The organism is Stenotrophomonas sp. C-A (genome assembly GCF_054030835.1).
On record NZ_CM132916.1, the window covers coordinates 1 to 15739 of the forward strand.

Sequence of the window (15739 nt, forward strand, 5' to 3'; positions counted from 1 at the left end):
ATGGATGCTTGGTCCCGTAGTCTCGAGCGCCTCGAAGCGGAGTTCCCGCCGGAAGACGTTCATACCTGGTTGAAGCCACTGCAGGCCGATCTGCGCGTGGACAGCCTGGTGCTGTATGCACCGAATGCCTTCATCGTCGACCAGGTCCGCGAGCTGTACCTGGCCCGAATCCGCGAACTGCTGGCGCATTTCGCCGGTTTCAGCGACGTTTTTCTTGAAATCGGCTCGCGCCCGCGTCCCGTGGAGGCGCAGAACGCGCCGGTTTCCACGCCCTCGGCGCATGTGTCCAGTGAACCGCAGGTACCGTTCGCCGGCAACCTGGACAATCACTACACGTTCGCCAACTTCGTCGAAGGCCGCAGCAACCAGCTGGGCCTGGCCGCCGCCTTCCAGGCAGCGCAGAAGCCGGGCGACCGCGCGCACAACCCACTGCTGCTGTACGGAGGCACCGGCCTGGGCAAGACCCACCTGATGTTCGCCGCCGGCAACGCCATGCGCCAGGCCAATCCGGGCGCGAAGGTGCTGTACCTGCGTTCGGAACAGTTCTTCAGCGCGATGATCCGGGCCCTGCAGGAAAAGACCATGGATCAGTTCAAGCGCCAGTTCCAGCAGGTGGACGCGCTGCTGATCGATGACATCCAGTTCTTCGCGGGCAAGGACCGCACCCAGGAAGAGTTCTTCCACACCTTCAACGCGTTGTTCGATGGCAAGCAGCAGATCATCCTGACCTGCGACCGCTATCCGCGCGAGGTCGAAGGCCTGGAAGCGCGCCTGAAGTCGCGGCTTGCCTGGGGCCTGTCGGTCGCGATCGAACCGCCGGACTTCGAGACCCGCGCCGCGATCGTGCTGGCCAAGGCACGCGAACGCGGTGCCGAGATTCCCGATGATGTTGCGTTCCTGATCGCCAAGAAGATGCGCTCCAACGTGCGCGACCTCGAAGGTGCGCTGAATACCCTGACCGCCCGCGCCAATTTCACCGGCCGCGCGATCACCACCGAATTCGCCCAGGAAACCCTGCGCGACCTGCTGCGCGCCCAGCAGCAGGCGATCAGCATTCCCAACATCCAGAAAACCGTTGCCGACTACTACGGCCTGCAGATCAAGGATCTGCTGTCGAAGCGTCGGACCCGTTCGCTGGCACGTCCGCGCCAGGTCGCCATGGCCCTGACCAAGGAACTGACCGAGCACAGCCTGCCCGAGATCGGCGATGCCTTTGCCGGTCGCGATCACACCACGGTGCTGCATGCCTGCCGCCAGATCCGGACCCTGATGGAAACCGACGGCAAGCTCCGCGAGGACTGGGACAAGCTGATCCGGAAGCTGAGCGAATGATGCACGGATGCCGATGAGGCGTCATCGCACAAAACGGTGCAGAATCCGGTAGCAAGCGCGGGACACGTTGTGGATAAAAATGGCGTTTGAAATCCCGCCGGATTTATCCACAGCTTTCCCCACCCCCTGGGGGTCGGTAATACAGAGGGTTTCGATGTCTGAAATTCTTTTATTTACAAAGACTTAGCGTTGTTTTCCAGCGATTCTGTCTCTACCAGCACCACCAAGCTTTTGATTTATTCCACATTTTTTAAAGCATAGGGGCACGGAACCACATGCGTTTCACACTGCAGCGCGAAGCCTTTCTCAAGCCGTTGGCACAGGTCGTCAACGTGGTCGAACGCCGCCAGACCCTTCCGGTTCTGGCCAATTTCCTGGTCCAGGTGCAGAACGGCCAGCTGTCGCTGACCGGTACCGACCTGGAAGTGGAGATGGTGTCGCGGATCGCGGTTGAAGATGCTCAGGACGGCGAAACCACCATTCCCGCCCGCAAGCTGTTCGAGATCATCCGCGCCCTGCCCGATGGCAGCCGGATCACCGTCTCGCAGACCGGTGACAAGATCACCGTGCAGGCTGGTCGCAGCCGCTTCACGCTGGCGACCCTGCCCTCCAACGACTTCCCGTCGGTGGACGAAGTGGAAGCCACCGAGCGCGTGGCCATCGGCGAAGCAACCCTGAAGGAACTGATCGAGCGCACCGCTTTCGCGATGGCCCAGCAGGACGTGCGTTACTACCTCAACGGTCTGCTGTTCGACCTACGTGGCGATGCGCTGCGCACCGTTGCCACCGACGGCCACCGCCTGGCCCTTTGCGAAACAGACCTGGCCAAGCCCAGCGGTTCGAAGCGCCAGATCATCGTGCCGCGCAAGGGCGTGACCGAGCTGCAGCGCCTGCTGGAAAGCGGCGATCGCGAGATCGAGCTGGAAGTCGGCCGCAGCCACGTCCGCGTCAAGCGCGACGATGTCACCTTCACCTCGAAGCTGATCGACGGCCGCTTCCCGGATTACGAAGCGGTGATCCCGATCGGTGCCGACCGCGAAGTGAAGGTTGATCGTGAAGCACTGCGTGCCTCGCTGCAGCGCGCCGCGATCCTGTCCAACGAGAAGTACCGCGGCATTCGCGTGGAAGTCTCGCCGGGCAACCTGAAGATCAGCGCGCACAATCCGGAACAGGAAGAAGCCCAGGAAGAGATCGAAGCCGACACAACGGTCAGCGATCTGGCCATCGGCTTCAACGTGAACTACCTGCTGGATGCCCTGTCTGCCCTGCGCGACGAGGAAGTGATCATCCAGCTGCGCGACTCCAACTCCTCGGCGCTGGTGCGTGAATCCAGCAGCGAGAAGTCGCGCCACGTGGTGATGCCGCTGCGTCTCTGACGGAAACGCTGTTTCACGTGGAACCCAGAAGCGCCCGGGACCTCCCGGGCGTTTTTTTATGTTCCACGTGGAGCATTGTCGAAACGGATCGGAGAAATCCCGGACGTGCCCTGCTCGGCCCCAGACCAATCCGATCTCGCTTGCTCTAAGCAACTCGGGATCCAGGACGCTGGGAATTCGCCTTGCAGTGCTCGTCGGGCTCCATGCGATTGGGGATCTGGCAGCGAGCGCTTCGCATGTCGCACTTCGCTGTCCTGATCTTCAATGCTGGAAGCAGCAGATCATCTTCCACGGGAGGAGGTCCTCCGCTTCTGCGAACGGCACTGTCCACAGGCCGGCGCGGAGGCAATTTTGGGCAATCCTAGCTTCTAAATCTGGGTATAAATCTAAAGCATGGTGGTGATGGTAGAGCCAGATTTCGTGGAAAAATGCACTATCTATTTGTTTTTAAATAGATTTATGAGCCTGAAACCCCCTGTATAGAGGGCCCTCGGGCTGGGGGGGAACCTGTGGATAGTTTTCACCGCGTATCAAAAGGGCTTTTTTATCCACAGATTGCCCATAGCTTGTGTATAAGTCATACATACCTCCTGTGGACAGCGTGGAACGAGCGTCCTGAATTTCTTGAAATCTGTGGAACCCTCCAGGGCATCGGATCGCAGATTTGAAGGAATCGGCGGGGTTATCCGTCGGAACCACCCGCGAGGTGTCCCGCAATGGCCCTTCAGTGCTCGTGAAATCGGCGAAATCTGAGGGCCTGAACCCTGGAACCCCGCGCAGATTTGAAGAAATTTCGGGCCGTTCCAGCCCGGTACGCGCGGGAGCGTCACCCGCATTCCACGTGGAACGCGTCCATCGATGGGTGCAGAAGCTGCACCTTCGGCTCGACCGGCCTGCCCCTGCGCCCGGCTTGACCGATGCAGTAAGCTGATGGATTCCCTGCCCCTCTACCGCCCCGTGCGGATGGTCTTTCGCGCCCCATGCAGATCCGCCGCCTCGCCTTGCATCAACTGCGTCGCTTCAGTGCGGTGGACCTGTCGCCCCAGCCGGGATTGAACCTGCTGACCGGCGACAACGGTGCCGGCAAGACCAGCGTGCTCGAAGCCCTGCACCTGATGGCCTATGGGCGCAGCTTCCGTGGTCGAGTGCGCGATGGTCTGGTAAGCCAGGGCCAGGAAGCGCTGGAAATCTTCGTTGAATGGGACGAACAGCGTGCCAATCACCCGCCCCACCGCAGAAAGGCCGGGTTGCGCCACAGTGGCCAGGACTGGAAGGGGCGATTGGACGGCGAAGATGTCGCGCAGCTGGGTAATCTCTGCGCAGCACTGGCCGTGGTGACGTTCGAGCCCGGGAGCCATGCACTGGTCAGTGGTGGTGGCGAACCCCGCCGCCGCTTCCTCGATTGGGGCTTGTTCCACGTGGAACCGGATTTTCTGTCCTTGTGGCGCCGCTACTCCCGGGCGCTGAAGCAGCGCAATGCTCTGCTCAAGCAGGGCGGGCCGTCGCGGATGCTTGATACCTGGGATCACGAGCTGGCCGAGGCCGGAGAACCGCTGACCAGCCGCCGCCAGCACTACCTGGAGCGTCTGCAGCAGCGCACGGTGGACTTGGCCGCCAGCCTGGCGCCGCAACTGGGCATCCAGGGACTGGACTTGAGTCCTGGATGGCGGCGGCATGAGCTTCCCTTGGCCGATGCCCTGCTTCTGGCCCGGGAACGCGACCGGCAGGCCGGGTATACCTCGGTCGGCCCGCACCGGGCGGACTGGAGTGTGGATTTCCACAGCATTCCGGGGCGTGATGCACTGTCCCGCGGCCAGGCCAAGCTGACGGCATTGGCGTGCCTGCTGGCACAGGCCGAGGACTATGCGGAACAGCGCGGCGAATGGCCGGTGATCGCGCTGGATGATCTAGCCTCGGAGCTGGATCGCACCCACCAGGCGCGGGTACTGGAGCGCCTGCTCACTGGACCGGCACAGATATTCATCACCGCCACCGAAACCCCGGCGGCGCTGCAGGAATTGACCCACATCGCCCGGTTCCACGTGGAACATGCACAGATCGTGGCTGTGCCATAGTGGACACACCAGGGCCGTTCGACCCCGGCTGGTATAATTCGGGTTGGAATCCTTTTATTCTCGGCGCATCGCCCCAAGCGGTGGCCGACCTGCGGAGCCTACGGCAAGCGCAATGAGCGACGAACAGAACACCCCGGCAAACAACGGCAATTACGACGCCAACAGCATTACCGCCCTGGAAGGCCTGGAGGCTGTCCGCAAGCGTCCAGGCATGTACATCGGCGACGTGCATGACGGTACCGGTCTGCACCACATGGTGTTCGAGGTCGTCGACAACTCGATCGACGAAGCGCTGGCCGGCCACGCCGACCACGTTGCGGTGACGATCCACGCCGACGGCTCGGTCTCGGTGTCCGACAACGGCCGCGGCATTCCGACCGGCAAGCACGAGCAGATGAGCGCCAAGCTCGGCCGCGAAGTGTCTGCGGCCGAAGTGGTCATGACCGTCCTGCACGCGGGCGGCAAGTTCGACGACAACAGCTACAAGGTTTCGGGCGGCCTGCACGGCGTCGGCGTCAGCGTGGTCAACGCGTTGTCGCAGAAGCTGCTGGTGGACGTGTTCCAGAACGGTTCCCACTACCAGCAGGAATTCAGCAACGGCGCAGCCGTGACCGCGCTGGCCAAGCTGGAAGCCACCACCAAGCGTGGCACCACCGTGCGTTTCTGGCCGTCCACCGTCGCCTTCCACGACAACGTGGAATTCCACTACGACATCCTGGCCCGCCGCCTGCGCGAGCTGTCGTTCCTGAACTCCGGCGTCAAGATCGTCCTTGCCGACGAGCGTGGTGATGGCCGTCGCGATGATTTCCACTACGAAGGCGGCATCCGCAGCTTCGTGGAGCATCTGGCCCAGCTGAAGACCCCGCTGCACCCGAACGTCATCTCGGTCACCGGCGAGCACAACGGCATCGTCGTGGACGTGGCGCTGCAGTGGACCGACTCCTATCAGGAGACGATGTACTGCTTCACCAACAACATTCCGCAGAAGGACGGCGGCACTCACCTGGCCGGTTTCCGCGGTGCGTTGACCCGTGTGCTCAACAACTACATCGAGCAGAACGGCATCGCCAAGCAGGCCAAGATCAACCTGACCGGCGACGACATGCGCGAAGGCATGATCGCGGTGCTGTCGGTGAAGGTGCCGGACCCGAGCTTCTCCAGCCAGACCAAGGAAAAGCTGGTCAGCTCCGACGTGCGTCCGGCGGTGGAAAATGCCTTCGGTGCGCGCCTGGAAGAGTTCCTGCAGGAAAACCCGAACGAAGCCAAGGCGATCGCCGGCAAGATCGTCGATGCCGCCCGTGCACGTGAAGCGGCGCGCAAGGCCCGCGACCTGACCCGCCGCAAGGGCGCGCTGGATATCGCCGGCCTGCCGGGCAAGCTGGCCGACTGCCAGGAAAAGGATCCGGCACTGTCCGAACTGTTCATCGTCGAGGGTGACTCGGCAGGTGGCTCGGCCAAGCAGGGCCGCAACCGCAAGAACCAGGCGGTGCTGCCGCTGCGCGGCAAGATCCTCAACGTGGAACGCGCGCGTTTCGACCGCATGCTGTCCTCCGACCAGGTCGGTACGCTGATCACCGCGCTGGGCACCGGCATCGGCCGTGACGAGTACAACCCGGACAAGCTGCGTTACCACAAGATCATCATCATGACCGACGCCGACGTCGACGGTGCCCACATCCGCACCCTGCTGCTGACGTTCTTCTACCGTCAGATGCCGGAGCTGATCGAGCGCGGTTACGTCTACATCGGCCTGCCGCCGCTGTACAAGATCAAGCAGGGCAAGCAGGAGCTGTACCTGAAGGATGATCCGGCGCTGGACAGCTACCTGGCCAGCAGCGCAGTGGAAAACGCTGCACTGGTGCCGGCCACCGGCGAGCCCGGCATCGAGGGCCTTGCGCTGGAGAAGCTGCTGCTGACCTACGCGGCCGCGCTGGATTCGATCGAGCGCAACGCACATCGCTACGACCGCAACCTGCTTGAAGCGCTGGTCGACTTCGTACCGATGGACCTGGAAAGCCTGCGCGCTGCCGGCGAAGGTGAAGGACTGGACGCACTGGCCAAGCGCCTCAACCAGGGCAGCCTGGGCAGCCCGCGCTTCACGCTGGAACTGCAGGAAGCCAACGACGAGCGCCCGGCCGCTGTGCTGGTGACCCGTCGCCACATGGGCGAACAGCACATCCAGGTGCTGCCGATGTCGGCCTTCGAAAGCGGCGAGCTGCGCGCGATCCACCAGGCATCGAAGCTGCTGCACGGTCTGGTCCGCGAAGGCGCGACCATTTCCCGCGGTGCCAAGTCGATCGAAGTCGACAGCTTTGCCAAGGCACAGAACTGGCTGCTCGAGGAGGCCAAGCGCGGCCGCCAGATCCAGCGATTCAAGGGCCTGGGTGAAATGAATCCGGAGCAGCTGTGGGACACCACGGTGAATCCGGAAACCCGTCGACTGCTGCAGGTGCGCATCGAAGACGCTGTCGCTGCTGACCAGATCTTCAGCACGCTGATGGGCGATGTCGTCGAACCGCGTCGCGACTTCATCGAAGACAACGCGCTGAAGGTCGCAAACCTGGATATCTGACACAATCGGGACACGGCCGGTGCGCGGGGAGGCGCGCCGGCCTTCGACTCTTGAACACAGGTACCTGATGTCCGCATCCGCCCCGGTTTCCGCTCCGCCCCCGGTTCCGCCGGCTTCTGCCGCGCCGCGTGCCGTTTCGCCGTTGGCGGGGTTCTTCATCGACCTGGGTATCGCGGCTGTCACCCTGTTCGGCCTGAGCCTGATCAGCGGCCTGCTGTGGGGCCTGTACCGTGGCGTGATGGTCGGTTACGCGAACGCGCAGGCCGGCGCTGGTGCACCCGACGCCAGTTCGTTAGCGGCGTCACTGGGCCAGCCCGGCGCGCTTGCACAGATTCTCATGGCGCTGTTTGCCACCGGCGGTGCCGCGTTGCTGCTGTACTTCTGGCGACGGCCGGCCAACGCCGCCGAGCGCCACGCGTCGCGCCAGGCGCTGCGCCGTCCCTCAACCTGGGGCTGGACCCTGCTGGTGGCGACCCTGATCGTGCTCGGCAGCAATGGCATCGCCTTCCTGGCCAAGCAGTTCGGCATCGAGCCGGTCCCCACCAACCTGGCGCTGATGCAGAGCGCGATCGCACGCTTCCCCTTGTTCCTGGTGCTGTTCGCGGTGGTGCTGGCACCGGCCTACGAGGAGCTGCTGTTCCGCCGCGTGCTGTTTGGCCGCCTGTGGAAGGCCGGGCGCCCGTGGCTGGGCGTGGTACTGAGCAGCCTTGCTTTCGCCCTCATCCATGAAATCCCTGGCACCAGCGCCAACGGCCCGGCCGAGATCGCGCAGCTGTGGCTGGTCTATGGCGGCATGGGTGCTGCGTTCTGCTGGTTGTACCAGCGCACCGGTACGCTCTGGGCCGCGATCGCCGCGCACGCGCTGAACAACGGCGTGGCGCTTGCCGCACTTGTGTTCTTCGGGGCAACGTAACGCCGTGTCCGCTTGACGAAAGATTAAGCCGCTACGCTACACACTGCGCATATGAACACGGGGGTGGATCCATGAAACAACTGCTGCTGGCCCTTGTCATCACCACCCTGGTCAGCGCCTGCGCGACCACGACCTCCCCTACCGGCCGCCGGCAGATGGTGGGCGGGGTGTCGCAGGCGCAGCTGGATCAGCTCGGCGCACAGGCGTTCGCCGAAACCAAGCAGAAGGAAAAGATCAGCACCGACGGCCGCCAGAACGGTTACGTGCAGTGCGTGGTCAATGCCCTGGTCGCGCAGTTGCCGCCTCAATACCGTGGCGTACGGTGGGAGACGGCGGTGTTCGTCGACAAGGAGCCCAACGCCTTCGCCCTGCCCGGCGGCAAGGTCGGCGTGAACACCGGCATCTTCACCGTCGCCAAGAACCAGGATCAGCTGGCTGCCGTAATCGGCCATGAAATCGGCCACGTCATCGCCCGCCACCACGAGGAGCGCATCACCCGGCAGATAGGCGCGCAGACCGGGCTGGCCGTGCTCGGTGCGCTGGCCGGCGCGGCGTACGGCGAAGGCGCTGCCAGCACCGTCAACCAGCTCGGTGGCATGGGCGCGCAGACCGCCTTCCTGCTGCCCGGTTCACGCACCCAGGAAAGCGAGGCCGACGTGATCGGCCAGCGACTGATGGCCCAGGCCGGTTTCAATCCGGCACAGGCGGTCGACCTGTGGCAGAACATGATGGCCGCCAGTGGCGGTCGCAGCCCACAATGGCTGTCCACCCACCCTGACCCAGCCAACCGGATCCAGGAACTGCGACGCGATGCACCGGCTCTGACACCGGTCTATCAGCAGGCGCAGGCGGCCGGGCTGCGGCCAAAGTGCGGATGAGTGCGCATTTCTATGCTGTATTGCAGCACATAAAACGATTTCTCACGCCATCTGTTTCTGATACGTTTGGCGGCTCAGATTTTTCTGACAGTCCGACTTTGCCGCTAACCGGCGGTTCGATCGAGGTGAACGATGATTTTCCGTAACCACAAAGCTGTGCTTTCCGTCCTCGTCGCGACCGCCCTGACCGGCGCCGTGGTCACCGATGCCTTCGCGCAGTCCTCGCGTTCCTCCGAGCGTGGCAACCGCGGCGGCAAGCAGGCCAAGGCCGAAGCGCTGTACCCGAACGCGACCCGCGAGGAGCCGACCGTCAAGGCTTCGGCCAAGCTGGGCAGCAAGCTGCAGAAGATGATCGACAGCTACAACAAGGAAAAGTTCCCGGAGACGCGCACGCAGGCCGACGCGATCCTGGCTGACAGCGCCGCGAACGAGTACGACAAGTCGCTGGCCGCGCAGCTGGCCTCGCAGGCCGCCTACCAGACCGACGACACCCCGGCTGCCGTTGCCTACCTGAAGCAGGTCCTGCAGTTCAACGGCCTGGACAACAACGGCCACTTCCAGTCGATGCTGATGCTGGGCCAGCTGCAGCTGCAGGAAGACCAGACCGCCGAAGGCCTGGCGACCCTGGACAAGTACTTCGCCGAGAGCAAGTCGACCAAGCCGGAAGAACTGATCGCCAAGGGACAGGCGCTGTACCAGCTGGAGCGCTACCAGGAAGCGATCCCGGTGCTGAAGCAGGCCATCGCCGGCGCCACCGAACCGAAGGACAACTGGAACCAGCTGCTGATGGCGGCCCTCTCCGAAGCCGGCCAGTCCGGTGAAGCGGTGAAGGAAGCCGAGGCACTGGCCGCCAAGAACCCGAACGACAAGAAGGCCCAGCTGAACCTGGCCAGCATGTACATGCAGGCCGATCAGATGGAGAAGGCTGCCGCGGTGATGGACAAGCTGCGCAGCAGCGGCCAGCTCACCGAAGAGCGCGAGTACAAGCAGCTGTACTCGATCTATGCCAACACCGAACACAAGGAAAAGGACGTCATCGCGGTCATCAACGAAGGGTTGCAGAAGGGCATCCTTAAGCCGGATTACCAGGTCTACCTGGCGCTGGCCCAGTCCTACTACTACTCCGACCAGGTGCCGCAGGCGATCGATGCGTGGCAGAAGGCTGCCCCGCTGTCCAAGGACGGTGAGACCTACCTGAACCTGGCACGCGTCCTGCATGCCGAAGGTCGCATCCCGGAGGCCAAGCAGGCCGCCCAGCAGGCGCTGGCGAAGGGTGTGAAGAACCAGGCTGATGCCAAAAAAATCATCAACCTGAAGTAAGTAGGAATAACGCCTGAATGCCTGCACAGTTGATGCGCAGGCGCTCAGGATTGGTATAAGCTTGGAGGTTCCTGCGGTGTCATGCACCGCTGATCAGGGATTCCGCCCCCGGCATCCCGGCCCCACTATTGAGCTCTTGGCGCATGACGGAACAACTAGTCGTTCACCGGTACGAACAACCCGATGACAAGGGGCTGAGCTGGCCTCGCATCGTCGGCATCGCGTTTGTAATTGCCCTGCATCTGGCCGCGTTCATGATGCTCCTGATCCCCGCCGTGGCTCCCAAGGCCGTGGCTGAGAAGGAGCGCAACGTCATGGTGACCATCGTCGACGCCCCGCCGCCGCCGCCCCCGCCGCCGCCGCCGCCGCCGCCGACCGATACTCCGCCGCCGCCGGTGAAGAATCTGTCGCCGCCGAAGCCGTCGCCGGTCCCGCCGCCGCCGCAGGCGCCGGTCGTGGATGTGCCGGAACCGCGCCCGAGCGATATCGTCACCCCGCCGTCGCCTCCGTCGCCGCCGGCTCCGCCGACCTCGATCGAGGCCAGCGTGGACATCTCGTCGAAGGCCATGAATCCGCCGCGCTACCCGCCGGCAGCCTTCCGCGCTGGTATCCAGGGCGAAGTGATCCTGATCATTGATGTCGATGCCAGCGGCAACGTCACCAATGTCACGGTGGAAAAGTCCAGCCGTAACCGCGACCTGGACCGTGCTGCGATGGAAGCAGCTCGCAAGTGGCGCTTCAACGCCGCTGAATCTGGCGGTAAGAAGGCGGCAGGTCGCGTTCGCGTCCCGGTCAACTTTGCGCTGAACTGATGCGACCGGGTGGCCGCCTGGCCACCCCCGCTCCCAGTTCGATTGTTTAGCTTAGCTACACCCTTTATCACCACACACAACAAAGGTAAGCGTCATGCTGCAGGAAATTTTCATCGCCGCTGCTGCCGGGGGCAATCCGTCCAACGCCCTGTCGCAGATGGGCTTCGAGCACCTGATCCACGAAATGACCACCAAGCCGGGTGATTTCGCGGTTTCCTGGGTCGTGCTGCTGACCCTGGTCGTCATGTCGGCCATGTCCTGGTACTGGACCGTCATCAACATCTTCCGCGCCACCCGCCTGAAGAGCGCCGCTGATCGCGTCGTCAGCCTGTTCTGGGATACCCCGAACGCGCAGGACGCCATCCGTGCGATGGAAGAACAGCCGGCTTCCGAGCCGTTCTCCAAGATCGCCCTGGACGCTGCCCAGGCTGCTGCCCACCACCAGCGCGCTGAAGGCGGCGCCACCGGCGGCGTGGGTGAGAACCTGAGCCGTTCGGAGTTCGTCGACCGCGCCCTGCGTCAGGCCGTGACCCGCGAAAGCAACAAGCTGCAGTCGGGCATGACCCTGCTGGCCACCGTCGGCGCGACCGCTCCGTTCGTCGGTCTGCTGGGTACCGTGTGGGGCATCTACGGCGCGCTGATCAAGATCGGTGCCACCGGCTCCGCTTCGATCGACGCCGTTGCAGGCCCGGTGGGTGAAGCGCTGATCATGACCGCGATCGGTCTGTTCGTCGCGATCCCGGCCGTGTTCGCCTTCAACTTCTTCAGCAAGATCAACAGCGCGACCATCAGCAAGTTCGATACCTTCGCGCACGACCTGCACGACTTCTTCGCCACCGGTTCGCGCGTCCGCTAATTGCGACGCGCTGTACCCAGCGAGAACGTAGTCAACACGATCTAGACGGAGCCCGTTATGGCTTTCAGTAGTGGTAACAGCGGCGGCCCCATGGCCGACATCAACGTTACGCCCCTCGTGGACGTGATGCTGGTGCTGCTGATCATCTTCATCATCACGGCGCCCCTGATGTCCCACAAGGTCAAGGTGGATCTGCCGGAGGCCAACCTGGTCCAGAAGCCGGACGACACCAACGACCGCAAGGGCCCCATCACCCTGGCAGTCAAGGAAGATGGCTCGATCTACTGGAACGACGAAGAAATCAACAAGCAGACTCTCGAGTCGCGCTTGGCGACCGCCGCCCAGCAGACCCCGCAGCCGCCGTTGAACCTGCGTGGTGACCGCACCACCAAGATGCGTGTCATCAACGAGATGACCAAGATCGCGCAGGAACAGGGCATGCTGGACGTCGGCTTCGTCGCGACCAAAGAGAAGGGGCAGTAAGCCATGGCATTCAGTAGTGGTGGTGGCAAAGGCCCCATGGCAGACATCAACGTCACGCCCCTCGTGGACGTGATGCTGGTTCTGCTGATCATCTTCATCGTGACCGCGCCGATCATGACGTACCCGATCGCCGTGGACCTGCCGCAGCGCGTGCTCAACCCACCGCCGCAGCTGGTCGAACCGCCGCCGCCGATCGAACTCAAGATCGACGCCAGCAACCAGGTCTCGTGGAACAACAGCCCGATCAATGCGAGCGAGCTGCAGCAGCGGATGGAGAACGAGGTCCAGAAGGACCCGACCAACCAGCCGGAACTGCGCATCGACGCCAGCCCGGATTCCGAGTACGACGTGATGGCCAAGGTTCTGGCCGCCGCGAAGAACGCTCAGATGAAGAAGATCGGTTTTGTGCAGCAGTAACTGCTACACCGCAATACAACAGTCATGACGCGACTGCAGACGCCCCTGGAAACAGGGGCGTCTTTTTTATGCCTGACGGCCTGGACCGTTATGATCGGCGGATGCTCGCCCTCTTCGACTCCCTGCGCCACTGGCTCGACGGCATCGCCCACCTCGGCACGATCCTGGCGGTAGCCTACCTGCTGTACCTGTTCGCGCTGGCGGGCTGGATCATGCTGCAGAAGCGCGAGCCGGTGGCCACACTGAGCTGGATCCTGTCACTGGCGCTGCTGCCCTACCTGGGTCTCTTCATCTATTACCTGCTGGGCCCGCAGAAGGTGAAGCGGCAGCGCCTGCGCCGTGGACGCGCGCGGTCGGGCATGGAGCACTACAGCGACGTCTGCCCGCCCGATGCCGACTGCATCGAGCTGGCCAAGATCGCCCAGGCCACCACCGGGCTCGCGCCGAGCAGCGCCACCGAAGTCACCTGGCTGGTGGATGGCGCGGCAACCTACGCGGCCCTGCTGGACGCCATCGCGCAGGCCCGCGACCACGTCCATCTGGAGTACTACATCTTCAACCCGGACCACGCCGGCACCGCGCTGCGCAATGCCCTGGTCGAACGCGCCCGCGCGGGTGTGCAGGTGCGCCTGCTGCTCGACGCGGTGGGTTCGTCGGCCCTGCCCCGCCGCTTCCTGCAGCCGCTGCTCGACGCCGGTGGCGAAGCGATCTGGTTCCACCCACGGCAGCTGCTGAAGCCGTTCAAGCGCCCGTGGTTGAACCTGCGTACCCACCGCAAGCTGGTGATCGTCGATGGCCGCCTCGCCTTCACCGGTGGCATCAACATCACCGACGACGAGGATGAGAGCCGCAGGGCGGATGCCTACCGCGACCTGCACATGCGCATCCGCGGTCACGTGGTGCGCAGCCTGCAGCTGGTGTTTGCCGAGGACTGGCTCTACGCCAGTGGGCAGGATCCCTCGCGCATGGACATCGCCCGTCTGTGGCCGGCGGACATGCCGCTGCGCGGCGATGGTGCGATCAACGCCCAGGTGCTGGTCTCCGGCCCGGATTCCGGCTGGGAAACCATCCATCGCCTGCATGTGGCGGCGATCCAGGAAGCGCACGAGCGTGTCTGGCTGGTCACGCCCTACTTCGTGCCGGGCGAAGCGGCGCGGATGGCACTGACCTCGGCCGCGCTGGGCGGGCTGGACGTCCGCCTGCTGGTGCCGAAGATGAGCGATTCCTGGTTCGTCACCCAGGCCGCCCGTTCCTACTTCGACGAGCTGCTGCATGCCGGCGTGAAGATCTATGAGTACGGCCCACGCATGCTGCATACCAAGGCCTTCATCGCCGATGACGACGTCTGCATCGTTGGCAGTGCCAACTTCGACCACCGCAGCTTCCGGCTGAACTTCGAGCTGTCGATGATGATCAGTGACCGTGACCGGGTGGCTGCCCTGGCCGAATTGCTGCAGGGCGAATTCGACCGTTCCACGCGGGTGCGCGACCAGGCCGGCCGCTCGTTGTGGCTGCACCGCCTGCCCGAGGCCTTCGCCCGGCTGGCCTCGCCGCTGCTCTGACGCAGCGCTACACTGCGGCGATCACCCGGGGAGCCCCACTATGTACTGGTTGTACCTGCTGCTGGCGCTGGGCTGTTTCGCCTTCGCGCTGAAGACCCCCAGCGCCGGGCTGATGACCCTGTGCCTGCTGGCCGCCCTCGCCTTCCTGCTGGCCTGGGTACGAGGCCGCTACGTGGCCCGCTTCGGCGATCTGCAGCGCGATCCGTCCACACTGGTCGATGCCGACGAACTGCGCCGCCTGCGCGAGCAGGCCCAGGCCCGCCCTGGTGACGACCACAACGATCACGATCCATCCCCTCTTTCCAAGTAGTTCCGTTCCATGACCCAGCTCAGCGTCAACGTCAACAAGATCGCCGTCCTGCGCAATTCGCGCGGCGGTGCCGAACCGGACGTGGTGCGTGCCGCCCAGGCCTGCCTGGATGCCGGCGCGCATGGCATCACCGTGCACCCGCGACCGGACCGCCGCCATATCACCGCCGAGGACGTGCTGGCCCTGTCCACGCTGACCCGCGCACGTGGCGTGGAGTTCAACATCGAAGGCAACCCGTTCGCGCCGCCGCGCGAGGGCTATCCGGGGCTGCTGCCCCTGTGCGAACAGACCCGTCCGGCGCAGGCCACCCTGGTCCCCGATGGTGATGGCCAGATCACCTCCGACCACGGTTTCGACTTCGAACGCGATGCCGAGCGCCTGCGTCCGCTGGTGGCTGCGCTGAAGGCAATGGGTTGCCGGGTCAGCCTGTTTGTCGACGCGGGCAACCCATTGTTGGAGCAGGCAGCCGAGGTGGGAGCGGACCGTATCGAGCTGTATACCGGCCCTTACGCAGAGGCGCACGCGGCTGGCGATGCCGACGCGATGCTGGCGCTGTTCGCCACTGCCGCCCGCCGCGCGCAGGCCGTTGGCCTGGGCGTGAATGCCGGCCATGACCTGTCGCAGGACAACCTGCGCGATTTCCTGGCCCACGTGCCGGACGTGCTGGAGGTGTCGATCGGCCACGCGCTGATCGGCGAGGCGCTGTATGACGGGCTGGACGCTACGGTGCGCGGCTACCTGGCGCTGCTCTGACCGATGGATGCAGCCGAGCATAGGCTCGGCTCTACAAAGTACCCGTATCCACTGTAGAGCCGAGCCCACGCTCGGCTCAG

Annotated in this window: 14 protein-coding genes; all 14 read left to right on the forward strand. The window is 64.0% G+C overall.

All coding sequences use genetic code 11. The annotated features are described in order from the left end of the window. The 14 genes from dnaA (at position 1) to ACW5IY_RS00070 (ending at position 15659) form a co-directional block, all read left to right on the forward strand. Positions 1–1332, forward strand: coding sequence for a chromosomal replication initiator protein DnaA (gene dnaA, locus ACW5IY_RS00005; protein WP_005411730.1), 1332 nt, complete (start codon positions 1–3; stop codon positions 1330–1332). 275 nt (positions 1333–1607) lie between these two features. Then, on the forward strand, positions 1608–2708 hold the full coding sequence (gene dnaN / locus ACW5IY_RS00010; protein WP_005411731.1) for a DNA polymerase III subunit beta: 1101 nt from the start codon (positions 1608–1610) through the stop codon (positions 2706–2708). A 980-nt stretch (positions 2709–3688) separates the two neighbouring features. Next, positions 3689–4783, forward strand: a complete 1095-nt coding sequence (gene recF, locus ACW5IY_RS00015; protein ID WP_049436119.1) for a DNA replication/repair protein RecF — start codon at positions 3689–3691, stop codon at positions 4781–4783. A 112-nt stretch (positions 4784–4895) separates the two neighbouring features. Beyond that, positions 4896–7355, forward strand: coding sequence for a DNA topoisomerase (ATP-hydrolyzing) subunit B (gene gyrB / locus ACW5IY_RS00020; RefSeq protein ID WP_049436120.1), 2460 nt, complete (start codon positions 4896–4898; stop codon positions 7353–7355). 67 nt (positions 7356–7422) lie between these two features. Next, on the forward strand, positions 7423–8268 hold the full coding sequence (locus tag ACW5IY_RS00025) for a CPBP family intramembrane glutamic endopeptidase (RefSeq protein WP_049436123.1): 846 nt from the start codon (positions 7423–7425) through the stop codon (positions 8266–8268). Positions 8269–8339: 71 nt separating this feature from the next. Further along, positions 8340–9146 carry a M48 family metallopeptidase gene (locus ACW5IY_RS00030; protein ID WP_049436126.1) on the forward strand — a complete coding sequence of 269 codons (807 nt, stop codon included), beginning with the start codon at positions 8340–8342 and terminating at the stop codon, positions 9144–9146. Positions 9147–9278: 132 nt separating this feature from the next. Continuing rightward, the gene (locus tag ACW5IY_RS00035; protein WP_032128511.1) at positions 9279–10466 is read left to right on the forward strand and encodes a tetratricopeptide repeat protein; all 1188 of its coding nucleotides are present in this window, start codon (positions 9279–9281) and stop codon (positions 10464–10466) included. A 143-nt stretch (positions 10467–10609) separates the two neighbouring features. Then, on the forward strand, positions 10610–11278 hold the full coding sequence (locus ACW5IY_RS00040; protein ID WP_049399022.1) for an energy transducer TonB: 669 nt from the start codon (positions 10610–10612) through the stop codon (positions 11276–11278). A 94-nt stretch (positions 11279–11372) separates the two neighbouring features. Further along, the gene (gene exbB, locus ACW5IY_RS00045; protein ID WP_004132614.1) at positions 11373–12134 is read left to right on the forward strand and encodes a TonB-system energizer ExbB; all 762 of its coding nucleotides are present in this window, start codon (positions 11373–11375) and stop codon (positions 12132–12134) included. A gap of 57 nt (positions 12135–12191) precedes the next feature. Beyond that, positions 12192–12617 (forward strand): ExbD/TolR family protein, encoded by a 426-nt coding sequence (locus ACW5IY_RS00050; RefSeq protein ID WP_012509603.1) that lies wholly within the window; start codon positions 12192–12194, stop codon positions 12615–12617. A gap of 3 nt (positions 12618–12620) precedes the next feature. Then, entirely contained in the window at positions 12621–13034 is a 414-nt protein-coding gene (locus ACW5IY_RS00055; RefSeq protein ID WP_032129281.1) for an ExbD/TolR family protein, read from the forward strand. Positions 13035–13135: 101 nt separating this feature from the next. Further along, a complete protein-coding gene (cls, locus tag ACW5IY_RS00060; RefSeq protein ID WP_049436219.1) occupies positions 13136–14596 on the forward strand; it encodes a cardiolipin synthase in 1461 nt (486 codons plus the stop codon). Between the two features lie 40 nt (positions 14597–14636). Beyond that, positions 14637–14906 (forward strand): hypothetical protein, encoded by a 270-nt coding sequence (locus ACW5IY_RS00065; RefSeq protein WP_049436128.1) that lies wholly within the window; start codon positions 14637–14639, stop codon positions 14904–14906. Positions 14907–14915: 9 nt separating this feature from the next. Then, entirely contained in the window at positions 14916–15659 is a 744-nt protein-coding gene (locus ACW5IY_RS00070) for a pyridoxine 5'-phosphate synthase (RefSeq protein ID WP_049436130.1), read from the forward strand. Positions 15660–15739 lie beyond the last annotated feature (80 nt).

Bases quoted from the DNA above. Each gene is read 5' to 3' on its own strand.
- dnaA (WP_005411730.1), top strand. From the start codon at position 1: ATGGATGCTTGGTCCCGTAGTCTCGAGCGCCTCGAAGCGGAGTTCCCG.
- dnaN (WP_005411731.1), top strand. From the start codon at position 1,608: ATGCGTTTCACACTGCAGCGCGAAGCCTTTCTCAAGCCGTTGGCACAG.
- recF (WP_049436119.1), top strand. From the start codon at position 3,689: ATGCAGATCCGCCGCCTCGCCTTGCATCAACTGCGTCGCTTCAGTGCG.
- gyrB (WP_049436120.1), top strand. From the start codon at position 4,896: ATGAGCGACGAACAGAACACCCCGGCAAACAACGGCAATTACGACGCC.
- ACW5IY_RS00025 (WP_049436123.1), top strand. From the start codon at position 7,423: ATGTCCGCATCCGCCCCGGTTTCCGCTCCGCCCCCGGTTCCGCCGGCT.
- ACW5IY_RS00030 (WP_049436126.1), top strand. From the start codon at position 8,340: ATGAAACAACTGCTGCTGGCCCTTGTCATCACCACCCTGGTCAGCGCC.
- ACW5IY_RS00035 (WP_032128511.1), top strand. From the start codon at position 9,279: ATGATTTTCCGTAACCACAAAGCTGTGCTTTCCGTCCTCGTCGCGACC.
- ACW5IY_RS00040 (WP_049399022.1), top strand. From the start codon at position 10,610: ATGACGGAACAACTAGTCGTTCACCGGTACGAACAACCCGATGACAAG.
- exbB (WP_004132614.1), top strand. From the start codon at position 11,373: ATGCTGCAGGAAATTTTCATCGCCGCTGCTGCCGGGGGCAATCCGTCC.
- ACW5IY_RS00050 (WP_012509603.1), top strand. From the start codon at position 12,192: ATGGCTTTCAGTAGTGGTAACAGCGGCGGCCCCATGGCCGACATCAAC.
- ACW5IY_RS00055 (WP_032129281.1), top strand. From the start codon at position 12,621: ATGGCATTCAGTAGTGGTGGTGGCAAAGGCCCCATGGCAGACATCAAC.
- cls (WP_049436219.1), top strand. From the start codon at position 13,136: ATGCTCGCCCTCTTCGACTCCCTGCGCCACTGGCTCGACGGCATCGCC.
- ACW5IY_RS00065 (WP_049436128.1), top strand. From the start codon at position 14,637: ATGTACTGGTTGTACCTGCTGCTGGCGCTGGGCTGTTTCGCCTTCGCG.
- ACW5IY_RS00070 (WP_049436130.1), top strand. From the start codon at position 14,916: ATGACCCAGCTCAGCGTCAACGTCAACAAGATCGCCGTCCTGCGCAAT.